General features: G+C 56.4%; 15 protein-coding genes. 11 read left to right on the top strand and 4 right to left on the bottom strand.

Annotated elements, in window-relative coordinates; all coding sequences use genetic code 11:
- The coding region (locus Q0Y09_RS11085) for a U32 family peptidase (protein ID WP_297721497.1) at positions 1–1151 on the bottom strand (1151 nt) is incomplete at its 3' end.
- Positions 1152–1953: 802 nt separating this feature from the next.
- Positions 1954–2268 (bottom strand): cell division protein ZapA, encoded by a 315-nt coding sequence (locus tag Q0Y09_RS11080; protein WP_297721494.1) that lies wholly within the window; start codon positions 2266–2268, stop codon positions 1954–1956.
- 236 nt (positions 2269–2504) lie between these two features.
- Between Q0Y09_RS11080 and Q0Y09_RS11075 the strand changes: the two genes are divergently transcribed.
- Both Q0Y09_RS11075 and Q0Y09_RS11070 read left to right on the top strand, forming a co-directional pair.
- Positions 2505–3488 (top strand): DnaD domain protein, encoded by a 984-nt coding sequence (locus Q0Y09_RS11075; protein WP_297721491.1) that lies wholly within the window; start codon positions 2505–2507, stop codon positions 3486–3488.
- Positions 3489–3491: 3 nt separating this feature from the next.
- Positions 3492–4496 carry an ATP-binding protein gene (locus Q0Y09_RS11070; RefSeq protein ID WP_297721488.1) on the top strand — a complete coding sequence of 335 codons (1005 nt, stop codon included), beginning with the start codon at positions 3492–3494 and terminating at the stop codon, positions 4494–4496.
- A 111-nt stretch (positions 4497–4607) separates the two neighbouring features.
- On the opposite strand, the gene Q0Y09_RS11065 is transcribed toward Q0Y09_RS11070, so the two are convergent.
- On the bottom strand, positions 4608–5807 hold the full coding sequence (locus tag Q0Y09_RS11065; RefSeq protein ID WP_297721485.1) for a mandelate racemase/muconate lactonizing enzyme family protein: 1200 nt from the start codon (positions 5805–5807) through the stop codon (positions 4608–4610).
- A 170-nt stretch (positions 5808–5977) separates the two neighbouring features.
- Positions 5978–6691 (bottom strand): GntR family transcriptional regulator, encoded by a 714-nt coding sequence (locus Q0Y09_RS11060; RefSeq protein WP_297721482.1) that lies wholly within the window; start codon positions 6689–6691, stop codon positions 5978–5980.
- Between the two features lie 406 nt (positions 6692–7097).
- Between Q0Y09_RS11060 and Q0Y09_RS11055 the strand changes: the two genes are divergently transcribed.
- The 9 genes from Q0Y09_RS11055 (at position 7098) to Q0Y09_RS11015 (ending at position 17091) form a co-directional block, all read left to right on the top strand.
- The gene (locus tag Q0Y09_RS11055) at positions 7098–8159 is read left to right on the top strand and encodes a TRAP transporter substrate-binding protein (protein WP_297721479.1); all 1062 of its coding nucleotides are present in this window, start codon (positions 7098–7100) and stop codon (positions 8157–8159) included.
- Between the two features lie 97 nt (positions 8160–8256).
- Positions 8257–8829 (top strand): TRAP transporter small permease, encoded by a 573-nt coding sequence (locus Q0Y09_RS11050; RefSeq protein ID WP_297721477.1) that lies wholly within the window; start codon positions 8257–8259, stop codon positions 8827–8829.
- Positions 8830–10107, top strand: coding sequence for a TRAP transporter large permease (locus tag Q0Y09_RS11045; RefSeq protein WP_297721474.1), 1278 nt, complete (start codon positions 8830–8832; stop codon positions 10105–10107).
- Between the two features lie 60 nt (positions 10108–10167).
- Complete coding sequence (locus tag Q0Y09_RS11040; protein ID WP_297721471.1) at positions 10168–11403, top strand: lactate racemase domain-containing protein; 1236 nt, start codon at positions 10168–10170, stop codon at positions 11401–11403.
- Positions 11404–11514: 111 nt separating this feature from the next.
- Positions 11515–12285 carry a DUF169 domain-containing protein gene (locus tag Q0Y09_RS11035; protein WP_297721467.1) on the top strand — a complete coding sequence of 257 codons (771 nt, stop codon included), beginning with the start codon at positions 11515–11517 and terminating at the stop codon, positions 12283–12285.
- A gap of 158 nt (positions 12286–12443) precedes the next feature.
- Complete coding sequence (locus Q0Y09_RS11030; protein ID WP_297721464.1) at positions 12444–12959, top strand: MarR family transcriptional regulator; 516 nt, start codon at positions 12444–12446, stop codon at positions 12957–12959.
- A 216-nt stretch (positions 12960–13175) separates the two neighbouring features.
- Positions 13176–14504, top strand: a complete 1329-nt coding sequence (locus Q0Y09_RS11025) for an APC family permease (protein WP_297721461.1) — start codon at positions 13176–13178, stop codon at positions 14502–14504.
- 91 nt (positions 14505–14595) lie between these two features.
- Positions 14596–15825: a Xaa-Pro peptidase family protein gene (locus Q0Y09_RS11020; RefSeq protein WP_297721457.1), complete on the top strand. Its 1230-nt coding sequence runs from the start codon at positions 14596–14598 to the stop codon at positions 15823–15825.
- A gap of 66 nt (positions 15826–15891) precedes the next feature.
- Entirely contained in the window at positions 15892–17091 is a 1200-nt protein-coding gene (locus tag Q0Y09_RS11015) for a MalY/PatB family protein (RefSeq protein WP_297721453.1), read from the top strand.
- The last annotated feature ends 122 nt before the right edge of the window (positions 17092–17213 follow it).

Below are 17213 nucleotides of genomic sequence, written 5' to 3'. Positions count from 1 at the left end.
TCAGCTCCAGGGCTGCCGCGGGAGGGGGTGCCGCCGGTGCGGGCGAGCTGCTTTTCCACCGCCTCGGCGGTGAGGGGCCTGGTGCGGGCCCGCTCGGGGACGGGACCGGCGGCGGTGGCCACCCGGCCCTCCCCGTCCTTGACCCCCACCTGGACCGGCTCCCCAGGGCGGACCATGGCGTAAAAGGTCACATCCACCCGGGGCAGCTCCCCGCTCTGGTACTGGCTCCGGGCCTGGGCGAAGAGCTCACGGGGCTCGGGGGTCTCCTCCCGAACGCCGAACATGTCGGGGCCCTTTTGGTCCAGGTAGTAGCCGTCAGTGAAGCCCTGGCGGGAGAAGGCGGCCTCCAGATCCCGGAGCTCCTGGTCGGTGGGCTCCCGGTCCTCGCGGATGGCCCGTGCGTAGACCCCGGCCACCACCGAGACGTACTCCGGCCGCTTCATCCGCCCCTCGATTTTCAGGCATTTGACCCCCACCTTTTTGAGGTCCTGGATGTAGCCGGCCAGGGACATGTCCCGGAGGGAGAGGGGGTTGCCGTCGGCCCTACGGCCCCAGCCGTACTTGAGTCGGCAGGGCTGGGCGCACAGGCCCCGGTTTCCCGACCGGCCCCCGATGACGGAGGAGAAGTAACACTGGCCGGAGTAGCACATGCACAAAGCGCCGTGGACAAAGGTCTCGATCTCAATGGGGGAATGGAGGCAGATGTGCTCAATGGCGTCCCGGGAGAGCTCCCGGGAGAGGACCACCCGGGACATGCCCAGCTCGGCGCAGCGGCGCACGCCGTCCAGGGAGTGGACGGTGAGCTGGGTGGAGCCGTGGACGGCCAGGCCGGGGGCGGCCTGACGGAGCATCCGCAGGACGCCCAGGTCCTGGATGAGGACGGCGTCCACCCCCACCTCGGCGGCCTGGGCGGCCACCTGGGCGGCGGCGGGGAGCTCCCGGTCCGTGACCAGAGTGTTAAGGGTCAGGTAGACCTTGGCCCCACGGACGTGGCAGTAAGAAACCGCCGAGGCCAGCTCCTCCAGGGAGAAGTTCTTGGCGTTGCGGCGGGCGTTAAAGTCCCCGTAGCCCAGATAGACCGCGTCCGCGCCGGCCTGGATGGCGGCGGTGACGGCTTCCGGCGACCCGGCGGGGGCGAGCAGTTCCAACATGGTAAAGTCCTCCAAAGGGGAAAGATGATGTGGGCCGTCACCGCCGCAGGCCGGCAAGGACCGGCCCGGCGCAGCGCGCCGCACAAGGGTTTTGGGTTGTGCCCAAAACCTTGCCGCAGGGGCAATTCACTTGCCCCGAGGATGTGAAGTCAAAAGGGGTTCCGCCTTTTGCCGGGGCCCCTTACTTGTGCGCCAAATCACGCTCCGGGGATGGGGTAGAGGCGGATGACATCCGCCCGCAAACCTGCCTTCCCGCCCGTCATTCTGAGGCAAAGCCGAAGAATCCGTTATCTCCCTCTTGGAGGGAGCTGTCGCCTCAGGCGACGGAGGGAGTCCTTCTATTTTGAAAAAGGCCGGGAGAACGGATGCTTCACTCCCGCTCAGCATGACGCGGGGGCGTGATACCGCACCCGTTCTGCGGGCGGCAGATCGCCGCCCCTGCAAAACCGCCGCAACGCCGGCGTAGGGGCCGATGTCCTCATCGGTCCGGCACACCCGCCCTCATTGCCCACCGTAGGGCCGACCTGTGTATCAGCCTGGGCGCACACACAGGTGCGCCCCTACATGGTAATTGTGGGGCGCGCCAAACCACCTACCAAACGCACCCTCATCCGGCGGCTGCGCCGCCACCTTCCCCCTTCCAGGGGGAAGGTTTTATGGACAGCCCTTTTTCAGACCTTCCCCCTATCAGGGGGAAGGTGGCATTTGCGGAGCAAATGACGGATGAGGGTGCGCCTGGGGTGTGCTTTGGTGGGCAGTCAAGAGGCCCTGCGACCACAAAAAGTCTGCCCTGTTTTTTGATTTATTTCTTGTTCTGGAGCTTGAAGATCTCCCGCTTGGCCTCGGAGAGCTCCATTTTCAGCTGCGTGGCCTCCTCCAGGTACTCCTTGAGCTGGCGGCGCAGGTTTTCGGAGGCCTCCACCTCCTTGAAGTACTCGTCGGCGATGTTGAGGGCGCCCAGCATGGCTCCGTCCACCAGAGAGACCCTGGACGAGTCCAGAACCTCCTGGATCTTGGCGTCCACATGGGACGCCACCTTTTCCATATAGGCCGCGTCCTCGGCGGCCACCAGAGTGTAGCTCTGACCGGCGATGTTGACTGTGATCTTGTTTTTCATGACGGGCCCTCCCCTGTCTGTACGATCGTGTGGGTGTGCTCCGGCGGCGGGAGCGTGCCCGCAGGCCGGAGTCGGGATGTTTGGAAAACATTATATCATAATTCCACCCGCCGGGACAAGGGGCGGCCGCCCTTTCCGGGGGCTGCGGCGGGGCGCTGGGAGAAATTTGTCTTTCCTTCCGACGGATTTTGAGATAGAATAGGTTCTGCGAAAAAAGACGGAAGGAGGAGATGGCGATGGCGGCAGGGGTGCTGCTCCCAGGCGGGATATTGTCCATGACGTCGTCGGCGGCGGAGCGCCTGGTCCGCACCGGCAGCGGGGACGCCGCGCTGCTCTACCTCCAGCTCCTCCGGCAGGGGGGACAGTTCGACGCCGAGGGGGTGCGGAAGGCCCTGGGCTGGTCGGCGGACCGGATCTCCACCACCTACACCCAGCTGGTCGACCTGGGCCTGGCCCGGAAGGAGGCCGACCTCTCCCCTGCCCCGGCGCCGCCGGAGCCGGACGGCCCCCCGGACTACACCGCCGCCGACATCGCCCGGGAGATGGAGGGCCCTGGGGCCTTCCCCCACCTGGTCCGGGAGCTGGAGCGGCGGCTGGGGAAGGTCCTCTCCACCTCCGACCTCAAAATGCTCTATACCATGTTCGACTATCTGGCCCTGCCGGCGGAGGTCATCCTGCTGCTGACCACCTGGTGCATCGAGGAGACCGAGCGGAAGTACGGTCCGGGCCGAAAGCCCCGGATGTCCCAGCTCCGCAAGGAGGCCTTTGTGTGGCGGCGGCTGGGGGTGGACACCCCCGAGGCAGCCGACGCCCACGTCCGGGCCCTCTCCGCCCTCCGCAGCCGGGAGGCCCGGCTGCTGCCCCTGCTGGGCATCTCCGGCCGGGTGCCGGTGGAGGGCGAGCGGAAGTACATCAACGCCTGGATCGAGATGGGCTTTGACGACGAGACCATCGCCCTGGCCTATGAGAAGACCATCCTCAAAAAGGGCTCCCTCCACTGGCAGTACATGAACTCCATCCTGCGCAGCTGGCACCAGAAGGGCCTCCACACCCGGCAGCAGGTGGAGACGGGGGATTCGGCCTGGCCCAAGGACCAGCCGGCCCGCACGCCGGCGGCCAAGGGCCCCGGCGCCCAGCCCACCGGCCGTGCGGTGGAGCGGCTCAAGGAGGATATGGACTGGATGGATCGGTTCCTGGCCGAGACCGGGAGAAAGGAGTAAGCCATGTCATACAGCTCCAATGTGCTCCGCCGGGCCCAGGCCCGGCTGTCCGCCCGGCGGGAGGAGCGGCAGGCCCGGCAGGAGGCCCTGCGGCGGCAGGTGTACGGCCAGCTGCCCAGGGTGGCCGAGATCGACGGCCTGCTCCGCCGGACCATGGCCCAGGTCATCGCCGCCGCCCTCCGGGAGGGGGGCGACCCCGCCGCCCAGGTGGCGGAGATCCGGCGGAACAACCAAGACCTCCAGCGGGAGCGGGCCGCACTGCTCACCGGCCACGGCTTCCCCGCCGACGCCCTGGACGACAAGCCCCTGTGCGCCCGGTGCGGGGACTCGGGCTGGGTGGGCTCCGACATGTGCGACTGCCTGAAGGTGTTGTGCACCCAGGAGCAGATCCGGGAGCTCTCCCGGCTCCTGGACCTGGGCGAGCAGTCCTTTGACCGCTTTGACCTGGGGTGCTACTCCCCCGAGGTGTGGCCGGCCTGGGGCCGGTCCCCCCGGGAGAACATGGAGAAGGTGTTGAAGATCTGCCGGGATTATGCCCAGAATTTCGGGCGCTACTACTTCAACGACCTCTTTCTCAGCGGCAGCACCGGTCTGGGCAAGACCTTCCTCTCGGCCTGCATCGCCCGGACCGTGTCGGAAAACGGCTTTTCTGTGGTCTACGACACGGCGGGAGAGGTCTTCGCCCGGTTCGAGGCGCTGAAATTCTCCCGGGACGAGGAGGACGCCCGGGCGGCCCGGGCGGACACCCGGCGGTATCTCCGGTGCGACCTGCTCATCCTGGACGACCTGGGCAGTGAGATGACCACTCCCTTTGTCCAGTCGGCCCTCTATCAGCTGGTGAACAGCCGGCTGACGGCGGAGAAGCGGACGGTCATCAGCTCCAACCTGACCATGGACGACGTGCGGGGGCGGTACAGCCCCCAGATCGCCTCCCGCCTGGAGGGAGAATACCGGGTCCTCCCCTTCTTCGGGGACGATATCCGCCTCCAGCGGAAGGGACGTATGTGAGCCAAGAGAACGCGGAAAACAGAACAGGCCCTCCGGCTCATGCCGGAGGGCCTGTCTTTGCATAGATAAGGAATTGTCCTGTGCTGTGCAGAGTACGGAATAAAAAGGAGGTTACTGGCAGGTATAGACGTTTTCGGCCTCATCCAAAGCCTTCTGGGAGAGCTCTTGGCCGATACCGGGACGGTCAGGGACATCGTAGTAGCCGCCCACGGGCTTGATGTCCTCGTACATGCCCAAATCCCGCATGTCCTTCTTGATGGCGCCCTCGTGAACCTCGTGGATGAGGAAGTTGGGGATAACAGCCTCCACCTGGAGACTGGCGGCAGTGGCGATGGGGCCGCCGCAGATGTGGAGCTGAACAGCGGCGTCATAGATGTTGGCCATGTCACAGATTTTCTTGGTCTCAGAGATGCCGCCGCAGATGGTGAGATCAGGCTGGATCACCTGGAGGACATGCTTCTCCAGGAACTCACGGAAGCCCCAACGGGTATAGATGCGCTCGCCGCTGGCTAGTGCCACATGGGGGAGTGCCTTGTGGATCTCCAGCATATTTTCCACGTTCAGGGGATTGCAGGGCTCTTCATAGTAGTAGATGTTCAGGGGCTCCAGGCGCTGGCCCAGTTGGATGCCGGTGTTCATGTCGGGGTAGGAGTGGGTCTCGATGATGATGTCGAGGTTTTCACCGCCGGCCTTCCGCATGGCCTCGGTGCGCTTGTAGCAGGTGTCCAGCATTTTTTCGCTGAGCTTGCCCCGCATCTTCCAGTTGGGATTGGTGGCCTCGCGGGCCCACTTGCCCTCATCGGTGACGCCCATGGGGTCCACCTTAATGGCATCATAGCCGTCGGCGAGGGCGTCCTCGGTGGCCTTGGCATAATCCTTGGGATCGGTGAGGAAGAGATGCTCGGGGCCCCAGCCGAACTGGAGCTGGCTGGCATAGGCCCGGATGCGCTCGTTGGTCTTGCCGCCCAGAAGCTGATAGACGGGCACGCCATAGGCTTTGCCCATGATGTCCCAAAGAGCCGTGTCGATGGCGCTCATGCCGGCGTTGATGACGGTGCCGCCGCCCATGCCCCAGAACGTGGTGCGGAAGATGGTCTCCCAAATGAGCTCGGGCTTGAGCGGGTCCATCCCCACAATGATCTCGCCGAAATCCCGGGCGATGCCCACGCCGGCATAGTGGGCTTTGCCGTAAGACAGGCCAACCTCGCCATAGCCATAGATATCCTTGTGGTCGGTATTGATCCGGACACAGATGACCTTGCCCATGACGTTGGGCTTACATTCAATGACATTTACGCTGGTGATCTTCATAATGACGCACACTCCCAATCACTTTTTAACAGGAAGGACAGAAGGGTGCTCACACATGATGTAAGCTTGTTATACAAGCATACTAACAGAAAGGCGAGGCTTTGTCAACAGGGCGCAGAATATTTTTTGGAGGGCAAACCCATGTATTCCAGGTAGGGCTGCCAGGTGGCTCAGGCATTCTGTTGAGAGGATGCGTAGTAGCGCCGGGAGCGCTCCCGGGAGTCCATCTGAGCTTTGGTAAAACGCTCCATATCTCTGGCACACAGGCTCTCCAGCATTTCCCGGTGGTGGCTGAGGACCAGGTCGAAGCTGGAGGTGCTGCGGACAGAACGTTCCACATTCTCGCGGGTCACGTCGTCCATAAGGGACTCCACTGCATCATAGATCATAAAGAGAAGCTCATTTTTACACAGCTCACAGACCGCACGGTGGAACTGAATATCAGCCTCGTGAAAGGTGTCCATATCGCTATCAGCGGCAGCCTGCTCCATCGTTTTGCTTAAATCAATGAGGACCTGGAGATCGCTTTCGGCAATGCCGTCCGCGATGGCCAGGCGGGCGCTGGCGATTTGGAGAACACAGCGCAGATCGTTGATTTCGTTGGGGTCCCGGCCCAATAGCTTCATGCGGTAGAGCTCGCTGAAATAGGAGCGGAGGTTGAAGCTGCGTACAAAGGTGCCCTCCCCTACCCGGGTTTCGGTGAGCCCCATGGCGCTGCACCGCTGGATGGCGCTGCGCAGGGACATACGACTCACACCAAGCGACTCTGAGAGCTCGTTTTCCGATGGCAGTTTCTCTCCGGGCTTCCAGGTCCCCTTGATGATCTCTTCCTGAATGTAGTTGAAAATCTGATCGGTCAGATTGGTTTTAACAAGTTTTTTCATTACTTGCCTCCTAAGGCTAAAGCTATCTAGTTGTAAAACAACTTTACATGTTAAAGAAAGTATAGCACGGGAAGGATCAAAAGGCAAGAAAAATTTTCATATAGATAGAGCTTTTACAAATTCTTTGTTGTTTTTTGTATTTTATTTGCAACTATATTGAGAAGGGGCGAGAGAAAACTGTTGTGAACATGTTCAAAACCAGGGGGATATCTTTGTCGAAAATGGGGATTTTATTTCGCTAAAGCAAAAACCTGTTGTCAAATGCCGTAATGTATGCTAATATGCCTGTATAACAGGAAGACAGAAATACAGCACTTGAGCACAACACATGACACAAAGGATCCAGCCTCGAAAGAGCAGCAACTTCACGTCTATTTTTTGGATTTATGGAGAGGAGAACCGTATCATGAAGAAAAGAATCCTTGCTCTGACTCTGACTTTTGCTCTGGCGCTGCCTCTGGCCGCCTGCGGCGGTTCCGGGAGTAAAGACCCCGCTCCCGAGGGCACCGGCTCCGCTGGGGAGAAAACTGTCACCCTGCGCATGGCCTCCGTGGTGGCCAACTCCGAGTTGGAGGAGCGAAAGACCGGTATGGCTGCTGGCTTGATGACCTGGATCGACACTGTGGAGGCCGAGTCCGGCGGCACCATTCAAATTGACCTCTACCCTGACAGCCAGCTGGCTTCCGGCACCGATGCCATTGTCAACGGTATTCAGACCGGCGCCTTTGAGGTGGCTCACTTCACCACCGGAAACTGGGCATCCTATTCCGATGCCTTTGCTGAGCTGAATGTGCCCTATCTCTACACCAACTATGACGAGGTTCACTCTGTTCTGGAGGGTGAGATCGGTCAGGCCATGAAGGACCAGCTGGAGCAGGATGTCAGCGGCGTCAAGCCTCTGGCCTATATCTCCATCGGCTTCCGCAATGTCACCGCCTCCAAGCCTATTCAGACCGTGGCTGACATGAAGGGACTGAAGATCCGCACCATGGACGACGCCCTCCAGATCGCCGCCATGGAAGCCATGGGCTGTACCGTCACCAGCGTGCCCATCAGTGAGCTCTACTCCGCCCTTCAGACCAAGATGGTGGACGCCCAGGAGAACCCCCTTTCCACCATTTACAGCAACAAATTCTTTGAGGTAAACCCCTATGCCTGTCTGACCCGCCACTCCTACACCTCCACCTTCGTATTCATGAATGCCGACGTCTACAATGGCCTTTCTGATACCCAGAAGGCTGCCATTGACAGGGCCAACGAGGCCGCTACCGCCGCCTCCAAGACCGCTGCTGAGTCCGCTGAGGCGGAGTATCAGGAGATGCTGGAGGCCGAGGGCATGACCATCTATGCGCCCACCGACGAGGAGATGGCTGACTTCCAGGAGGCTGCAAGCTCCTGCTGGACCAAGGCCGAGGAGATCATGGGCAGTGAGCGCTATGACGCTCTGATGGCCGCTATGGGCAAATAACCGGATTCCCATTTGAACTGATTTTGCATTGACAGCCGAGCCGATCTCTCGGCTCGGCTGTCTCATCCCTAAAAGAGAAGGGAATGACGCTTTCATTATGGAAAAGAAACGTGTGAACTGGAAAAAGATTTTGGAAAATGTGGACCAGTATGCCAGCGCTGTGATCTTCATTGCCATTATGCTGCTGCTGTTTGTACAGGTCGTGACACGAAAGCTGTTCAACCACTCCTTTACCTGGACGGAGGAGCTCTCTGTTCTCCTCTTTGTCTGGATGACCTATCTGGGCGTTTCCAGTGCGGTCACCTATCGGAAAAATCTGCGCATCGACGCCCTGCTGGATGTCGTACCCTTCAAGGTCAAGAAGATTTTGCTTATCCTCAGCGATTTGGTCTTTATGGCATTCAACATCTACCTCATCTTCCCCTTCCTGGAGCTCATTGAGAGTATCGGTACGGCCAAGACGCCCCTGCTGGGTATCCCCAAGGCCATCACCTACTGGCTCATTCCGGTGATCCTGGTCATCTCCTGTATCAAGCTGGTCATTGATATTGTCAAGCTGCTCCATGAGGATGAGAAGCGCCTGGGCGCCTCCAAGCCCTCCATTGATCTGGATGCCTGCGAGCGGGAGTACCAGGAGCGGGTGGCCCGTGAGAAAGGAGAGGTGAAGTAAATGGATCTGCTCATTCTGTTTGGTACCATGGTGATTTTCTTTGCCATCGGTGTACCCATTGGCATCTGCCTTATTTTCCCCTGCTTCCTCATGCTCCTGGTCAACCCGGTGACTTCGGCCTCCTTCCTGGCCCAGAGCTTCTACACCGGTGTGGCCTCCTCCTCCATGATTGCCCTCCCTTTCTTCATGATCTGCGGTAATATCATGGACAAGGGCGGCATTTCCAAGCGCCTGGTCAACGCTGCCAACAACTGCATCGGTGGCGTCACAGGCTCTCTGGGCATGGTCACCATTCTGGCTTGTATGTTCTTCGGCGCGGTCTCTGGCTCTGCTGTGGCCACTGTGGCCGCTATCGGCGCCATCATGCTCCCCGAAATGGTCCGCAACGGTTATGACAAATACTATGCCACGGGCATGTGCGCCGTGGCCGGCGGCCTGGGCATCATTGTGCCCCCCAGCTATCCTATGGTGGTCTATGGCATCACCAACAATGAGTCCATCGGAGATCTCTTTATTGCCGGCCTGGCTCCCGCCGCCTTGGTAGGCGGTCTGCTCATGTTTGTCAACTACCTCTACTGTAAAAAGCACGGCATTAAGGGCAATAACAAATTCCACCTGAAGACTGCGCTCAAGGGCTTCTGGGACGCCAAATGGGCCCTTCTCATGCCTGTCATCATTCTGGGCGGCATCTACTCCGGCATCATGACTGCCACAGAGTCTGCCGTGGTGGCCACCGTGTACGGTATCATCATTGGCCGCTTTGTTTATAAAGAGGTTACCTTCCGCCAGCTGTGGGATGAGTTCCGGGCCACTGCTACCTTCTCCGGCGGTATGATGTGGACCGTGGCCCCTGCTACCGCCATTGGTCTCATCTTCACCTATCTGGGCGTTAACAAGGCCATCGCGGGGTTCTTCCTGGGCATCTCCTCCAACACCTATATTGTTATGTTCCTGATTGTGTGTATCCTCTTCCTCATCGGCATGTTTATGCAGACCACGCCTGCTATCGTCATCTTCAGTCCTGTACTGCTGGGCGTGGCCGAGGCCGTAGGCGTCAGCTCCCTCCAGTTTGGTCAGGTCATGAACCTGGCCCTGGCTGTGGGTTTCTGCACACCGCCTGTCTGCGCCAACGTCTTCGTGGCCCAGTCCATGACAGGCATGCCCATGGACAAAATTGTTAAGCCGGCCATTCCCTTTATTGGGGTGCTCATCCTGGCACTGCTGATGGTGGCCTTCTTCCCCTTCCTCACCACTGGTGTTGTCAATCTCCTGGGCTGACAGAGGGGGTGGCGTATGGGCTCTGTCCATAATCTCTTGCGGGCGGTACAGCTCCCTGATATGGCCCTGGTACATCAGCGTTTCCCTGATTGGTCCCTGCCTGATCCGGCGGCAGAGCTGGTCCATGAGCTGGGGCGGACCGGCATCCGTGCCCAGGTTCGTCCCGGTATGAAGGTGGCGGTTACCGCTGGCAGCCGGGGGCTGGACGCCTATGTCCCTCTCCTGCGGCAACTCATCACCACGCTGAAAGAAATGGGGGCGCAGCCCTTCGTCGTCCCCGCTATGGGGAGCCACGGAGGCGCTACAGCAGAGGGCCAAAAGGATCTCCTGAACGGATATGGGATCACTGAGGAGGCGATGGGCGCTCCCATCCACTCCTCCATGGAGGTGGCACAGGTGGCTGCCACACCAGAGGGAGACCCGGTCTGGATGGACAAAAGAGCTGCCCAAGCTGACGGCATCGTCCTCTTTAACCGGGTCAAGCCCCATACTGGCTTCCGGGGGCGATATGAGAGTGGCCTTCTGAAAATGGCCGCTGTGGGTCTGGGCAAGCAGAAGGGAGCTGAGATCGTCCATGCTGGTGGGCCAGGCGCGATGGCTGAGCGGGTGGAGCTTTTTGGGACCTTGGCCATCAAGCACGCCCCCATCCTCTTTGGCGTGGCCACAGTAGAAAACGCCTGTGACAGGGTGTGTGCTGTCAAAGCATTGACGGTCGGGGAGATTTTTCGCCGGGAGCCGGAATTGCTGGAACGGGCCAAAGCCCTCCTCCCCCGGATCTTTTTTGAGGATTTGGACGTGCTGGTGGTGGACCGTATCGGCAAGAACATCAGCGGCCCCGGCATGGACCCCAACGTCACCCACACCTATCTTCCCGACGCGCCTATTCCTCAAATGCTCCGGGACAAGCGGGCCAGACGGGTGATCGTGCTTGACCTCACCAAAGAGACCCACGGCGCAGCCATGGGCATTGGGATGGCCGATATCACGACCCGGCGCGTTGCTGAGAAGTTGGACCCGGAAAGTACCTATCCAAACTGCCTCACCAGTGGGGTTACAGCCTCAGCCAAGCTGCCCATGTTTTTTGAAAATGACCGCTTGGCGATCCAGGCGGCGGTACGTACCCTCTCTGCGTCTGATGGCTCCGGCATGCGGATGGTTCGTATCCAGGATACGCTTCATCTGGGTGAAATTTGGATTTCCCAGGCACTCCTGCCCCAAGCATTGGGACATCCCGATGTGGAGGTTCTCTCTCCGACGGTGCCAATGGCCTTCGATGCCCAGGGCAATTTGTTTTGATTCCCTTCCATGGCGAACAGGTTTCTGTCCGCCAACTCCCACACACCGTTCGCCGGGGCAAGTAAAGGCTCCGGCGAACGCGTATCTATCAAAGAAAGTGAGGACTTCTTTATGTTAAGCGATGAGAAGAAAGCGCTTCTTGCCAAGCTGGAGCTTCCCTATCCCTGTGTTGCGGTCAAATTCTGCTTTGAGGTGCCTGACGCCCCTCACTACGAGGGGGAGAAGCTGGCCTACTGCCAATATGTGAAGCACGCCCAGGATACAGGAGAGAAGTTCTACATCACTGCGGATGACGATGCCTGCTATGGTAAGATGTCCCTAGGTATGATCGACAAGCCTCCGGTTACCGCCAGCGGACAGGCGGGATATGACTTTGGCTGCTACAAGACCCCCGTGGCCTGCCAGCAGCTTTACCAGAAGCTGCCGGTTCTGGTGCCCCACACAGTGAACTATGTGGAATTTTGCCCGGCGGAACAGTGTGATTTTGACCCGGATCTGTTGTTCTTTGTGGCCGACCTGCCCCAGGCGGACATCATCATGCGGGCCACCAGCTATATTTCCGGTGATCTGTGGGAATCCAAATCCTCCCCGGTCATCAGCTGTGCATGGATGTATGCCTACCCCATCATCAGCGGGAAGGTAAACCACATCACCACGGGGTTTTACCATGGCCTGAAGCGGCGGAAAGCCTACCCGGCGGGTCTTCGTATGATCTCGGTGCCCTACCAGAAGTTTGATGAATTCTTTGCCGCGCTGAAGGAGATGGACTGGACACTCATCGCCTTCCGTGAGGATGCCGAGAGCAAGGCAGACCTCCAGCGGCGCATGGACCATTGGCAGGAAATGGCCCGGGCCTCCGGCAGTGAGGTCCATCTACACTAATATGAAACTACGGATGGCACTCTTGGCATGGGTGCCATCCGTATATTTTGGGGATAAAAATGAATAAGTTGCAGTAGATTTCTTGTTCAGGTTTGAAATTTATGCTATGATGACTTCCATAAGAAAAAAGCAATTTGAGGCATGGGAGGACAGGAGCAGTGAGCGAGAAAGAGTTGGAGAACAAGGGATTCCATACGGTCATTGAAGACTTGAATGATAAAGTAGATATCATTTATCGTCATGGACTGCTGCTGGAGAACTATTCCGGGCGAGTTCGTGATTATGGCAATGGCTATCAGATGTCAGAGGTAGAGGCTCATACCTTGAGTTATATCTGTGCAAATGGGGAAGCTACTGTTACTGGTATGGCAGCCTATACCTTCCGCACCAAAGGTTCGGTATCTAAGATTTTAAAAAAACTGGAAAGCAAGGGCCTGATTCAGCGCCAACAAAAAGGAGACAACAAGAAATGGGTTTATTTCCAGCCAACAGAGCAGGGATTGGAATTTGACAAAGCCCATCGTTCTTATGACCGGATTAAGACCATGGAGATGATTGAGGCTCTTCTAGCGGATTGTACTCTAGAGGAGATTGAGAGCTTTTATAAGGTGACTGCCCTCCGCGTGCGGTTCCTGGAAAAGAAGCATATGGAGGCTGATGGCACCTTTGCATGAGATACGTAAAGTTTCATTAAGAAACTATTAACAAGAAAGAAGAAGATATTTTATAAAAAACAGATAAAATATGCTAAGAGAACGCCCAATCACTGTCAATATATTGACGGTGATTTTTTTCTGTGCTATGATATATCCAGATAAATGGTTTCGTTACGAAACTATTTGCGAGGCTGTGTGGAAGAAAGAAGCTGTTCTTGAAAGGAGAAGAGAACCATGAAAAAACTCAACGGCAAAGACCTGTTCTTTATGGCGATGGGCTCCTGTATTGGTGCTGGTATTATCACCAACACAGGCGTGGCTATCGGCATGGCGGGGAGCGGTGTAATTATCGCTTACTTGCTGGCGTTCTTCGTCATGTTTGTCACTAATCTCCCAACGATGTTTTTTGCTACGGTCCATCCGGCAATGAGCCCTCAGTATGTCATGACCTCCTGGGTCAGTAAAAAGATGGCAGGTTTCTGGCTTTACTGTCAGATCTTTGCGGCCTTCGCCCAGGCTTATATGGGCGTGGCTTTTGGAACTTATGTAAACAGTATTATCCCGTCCATTAGTGTGAGAGCGGCGGCCTGCTTCATCATTACTCTGTTCTTCATGCTGAATCTGCTGGACCTGAAGAGCTCTGCAAGGGTACAGAATGTCATCACTGCGATACTTCTGTGTGTTCTGGTATCTTTTGTCCTGCTAGGCCTGCCCAAATGCGATTTAGGGCGTATGTTCAGTAAGGAAAGCATTCTTTATGGCGGAACCCGTGGAATCTTTGATGCCTGTGCATCTGTGCTTTTTGGAGTGGGGGGCTGCACAATCCTGGTGAATTTTGGACCCCAAATCGATAACCCCAAGCGCAATATTCCTCGCATGACCATTATTACCTTCATCTGTGCATTTTTGGCCTTTGGCTTGGTGTCCTTTGTTGGCTCTGGTGTGGCACCTATTGCTGAAATCGCTGGTAAACCTATGACTTATCAGGCTCAGATCATTTATCCTGGCAAGGCATATCTGATTTTCGTGGTCGGGGGTGCTCTTCTGGCGATCATTACGACCATCAACGCCAATTATCAACGCTATTGGAGCTCGATCATCCGCGGTGTGGATGAGGGTTGGCTTCCTACCTTTATGGGAAAACGCAACAAGCACGGAACTCCTTGGGTTCTGATGGTTCTTTTCTGGCTGATGGCACTGATTCCCAACCTTTTCAATCTGAACATCGGCCAACTTGTGAGCCTGGCCTCTGCTGTGACACTGATTCCTATGCTGATCCCCATTTGGGGGTTCTTGAAGCTCCCTGGGGGAGATCCTGAAGGCTGGGAGGCTTCTAAGCTCTCCAAATACTTTGCTTCTCCTATGCTCCGTGTGGTATTTTGTAGTATCAGCACTCTTATTATCGGCGTATTTGTGGTGCTCAATATTCTGCAGTTTACACCTATAGCGGCGATTTTTGTGGTTGTCTATTTTGCTGTGGCCCTCATCATCTGCTTTGGATTTGGAGACAAGATTATGGCTGCCAGAGCAAAGCGGGGTGATATGCCCCATAGCAATAGCTGATTTATAGTAGGTGCCATTCCAGATTGTGGCTTGGCCATCAGGTCAGGTCGCTGACACATTCACCATACGAATCAAAGAAGGGAGATCTATCATGGTCAACAAGCTGGAAAAATGTCTGCACCCTATGCTCGCAAAACGGGATCAGAGGTGGTTCTGTCACAAGATTCAGACAGAAATGAAGAAGCAGGGATTAGGCTATCTGATCCTTCAGGCTCCCTATAATGTATTTTATGCCACGGGTTACACTTCTCTTGTGGGTAGCAGTGCGGCAGTGGTGCCCGCTGAGGGTGATGTTCACCTGCTTATTAGTACACTAGAAAGTGCCGATGCCTATGCCAACACACAGAATGTAGACGTGCGTGAGTTCATGTCTTGGGTCTTTATTGATAATGGTAGCGAGGAATCCCGCCGCGATAAAGGTGATGTGATGGACCCGGATGCCATTATCCACATTTGCCTTGATCTAATCAAAAATACTCCTATGGATGGTAAGGTGGGTATTGAAATGGGCGGTGTCAGCCATCATTTCTACTCCGCTCTTACCGAGGCACTGCCCGCTGGCATGGTGGTAGATGGTTCCAATGTTACCCGTAACTGTCGGGTAGTCAAGTGCCAGTGGGAGATCGATATGCTCAAACTGGCTGCCCAAGAGGCCGATAAGGCTTGGCGTGCCATGATCGGGGAAATCAAACCAGGTATGCCAGCTTGGAAGCTCGATGCTATGTTTACTTACTATGGCGCTAAGCTGAACCTGGAGCACGGTACTGCTTCCCGTGGTCATACCTTTATCCCTGCGGCGGGTCCTTACTATGGCCTGTGTGGAATGCCCCGGGGGTATATCCTCAAGGCTGGAGATATCATCAAGTTCGATGTCGGATATCAATATCTGGGATACTGGAGTGATATTGCACGGACTTTTGCTGTAGGTGGCACTGCACCGGACGAGGCCCTTGAGCTCTATGATATCCTTTACCGTGCAAATCGGTTAGGAGTAGGCATGCTCAAGCCTGGAGTTGCCATGCGAGATATTTACCATGCTATCCGGGAAGAGGTGGAAAAAAGCAGCTTGGTACCCAAGTATCCAAGGGGGCATATGGGACACTCCATTGGTAGTGGTGTTGGCCCCGAAGAGTATCCCACCATTGCACCAGGTACAGATTATGTGTTGGAGCCTAATATGGTAGTCTGCTTGGAGACCCCATATTCCGGTACTGGAAACGCTCCCGTCTGTGGTGGGTTCAACTTGGAAGATACCCATGTGATTACCACGGATGGGCACGAATCCTTTACCACTATGCCGGATAATATCTTTTGGAAATAAAACAGTGGCGATGCCATAATTGTATCTATGTCAGTACGCCGGATGAAATGGAAGTGTATTAGTGGAATGAAATACGATTTTGAGACAGTAATTCGAAGGGAAAATGTGGGCAGTGGAAAATGGAATGAGATCAAGGATACCCTTGGGTTTTTCCCGAAGAATGTGATACCCTTCTCAGTGGCTGACATGGAGTTTGTGGAGGCACCGGAGATTGTGGAGGGCCTCAAGCAATTCCTGGACAAGAGTGTATTGGGTTATGCCCAGCCCACTATCGCTTTTAAGGAGGCGGCCAAAAGTTGGCTCTCTCGTCGCCATGGCTGGGAGATTGATACTGAGTGGATCCGGGACACGCCTGGTGTTATCAACGGCTTCTTCACAGCGGTGAAGGCCTTTACCCAGGAGGGGGAGGGTGTTATGCTCATGACCCCGGTATACTACCCCATGTACGCAGCTGTTACCCGCCATAATCGAGTTTTGGTAGAGAACAAGCTGATCCGGATGGGTGACACCTACGAGATTGACTTTACTGACTTCGAGACCAAGGCCAAGGATCCCAATACAAAGCTACTCATCCTGTGCAGTCCCCACAACCCCAGCGGACGTGTTTGGCGTCGAGAGGAGCTGGAGCGCATTGGACGTATCTGCTTGGAAAATCATGTGCTGGTAGTTTCCGACGAAATCCACTTCGATATTGTGAGCCCTGGTTACAAGCACATACCCTTCGCCTCCCTCTCGCCCGAGTTTGCCATGAACACTATCACCTGCACCGCTCCCAGCAAGACCTTCAACCTGGCCGGACTCCAGACCGCATTGGCCATCATTCCCAACCCGGAACTGCGTCAGAAGTTTTACGAGGAGCAACAGAAAGATGATGGTAACCCAAAGTGCAATATTTTGGGACTGGAGGGCTGTCGTATTGCTTATACCAAGTGCGAAGAATGGTTAGAGCAGGTCAAGGCTGTGATTGAACACAACCGCCAGATAATTATCACCTTCCTTGCGCGTGAGTTTCCCCAGATCCAAGTAATGAAACTGGAGGGTACTTATCTACTGTGGATCGACTTTAATGCTTTAGGTATCGAGTGTCATGAACTGGCTCACCTGTTGAGGGAGAAGGCTCATCTGTTCTTTGATGAGGGCTACATCTTTGGAGAGGACGGTGCTGGTTTTGAACGCTGGAATCTGGCCTGCCCTACGAAATATGTGGAAGAGGGCCTGGAAAGATTAAAAATGGTCCTAAATAGTGTTTTGAAAAAAGGCGAGTGACAGTATGTTAAGCGATGAGAAGAAAGCGCTTCTTGCCAAGCTGGAGCTTCCCTATCCCTGTGTTGCGGTCAAATTCTGCTTTGAGGTGCCTGACGCCCCTCACTACGAGGGGGAGAAGCTGG

Source organism: Intestinimonas sp., from assembly GCF_026169115.1.
Lineage (GTDB): Bacteria > Bacillota > Clostridia > Oscillospirales > Oscillospiraceae > Intestinimonas.
Note: the sequence above shows the minus strand (reverse complement) of the source record. Positions and strands in the feature narration are given on the sequence as shown.

Bases quoted from the DNA above. Each gene is read 5' to 3' on its own strand.
- Q0Y09_RS11060 (WP_297721482.1), bottom strand. From the start codon at position 6,691: ATGAAAAAACTTGTTAAAACCAATCTGACCGATCAGATTTTCAACTAC.
- Q0Y09_RS11045 (WP_297721474.1), top strand. From the start codon at position 8,830: ATGGATCTGCTCATTCTGTTTGGTACCATGGTGATTTTCTTTGCCATC.
- Q0Y09_RS11065 (WP_297721485.1), bottom strand. From the start codon at position 5,807: ATGAAGATCACCAGCGTAAATGTCATTGAATGTAAGCCCAACGTCATG.
- Q0Y09_RS11015 (WP_297721453.1), top strand. From the start codon at position 15,892: ATGAAATACGATTTTGAGACAGTAATTCGAAGGGAAAATGTGGGCAGT.
- Q0Y09_RS11025 (WP_297721461.1), top strand. From the start codon at position 13,176: ATGAAAAAACTCAACGGCAAAGACCTGTTCTTTATGGCGATGGGCTCC.
- Q0Y09_RS11035 (WP_297721467.1), top strand. From the start codon at position 11,515: ATGTTAAGCGATGAGAAGAAAGCGCTTCTTGCCAAGCTGGAGCTTCCC.
- Q0Y09_RS11055 (WP_297721479.1), top strand. From the start codon at position 7,098: ATGAAGAAAAGAATCCTTGCTCTGACTCTGACTTTTGCTCTGGCGCTG.
- Q0Y09_RS11075 (WP_297721491.1), top strand. From the start codon at position 2,505: ATGGCGGCAGGGGTGCTGCTCCCAGGCGGGATATTGTCCATGACGTCG.
- Q0Y09_RS11040 (WP_297721471.1), top strand. From the start codon at position 10,168: ATGGCCCTGGTACATCAGCGTTTCCCTGATTGGTCCCTGCCTGATCCG.
- Q0Y09_RS11070 (WP_297721488.1), top strand. From the start codon at position 3,492: ATGTCATACAGCTCCAATGTGCTCCGCCGGGCCCAGGCCCGGCTGTCC.
- Q0Y09_RS11020 (WP_297721457.1), top strand. From the start codon at position 14,596: ATGGTCAACAAGCTGGAAAAATGTCTGCACCCTATGCTCGCAAAACGG.
- Q0Y09_RS11080 (WP_297721494.1), bottom strand. From the start codon at position 2,268: ATGAAAAACAAGATCACAGTCAACATCGCCGGTCAGAGCTACACTCTG.
- Q0Y09_RS11050 (WP_297721477.1), top strand. From the start codon at position 8,257: ATGGAAAAGAAACGTGTGAACTGGAAAAAGATTTTGGAAAATGTGGAC.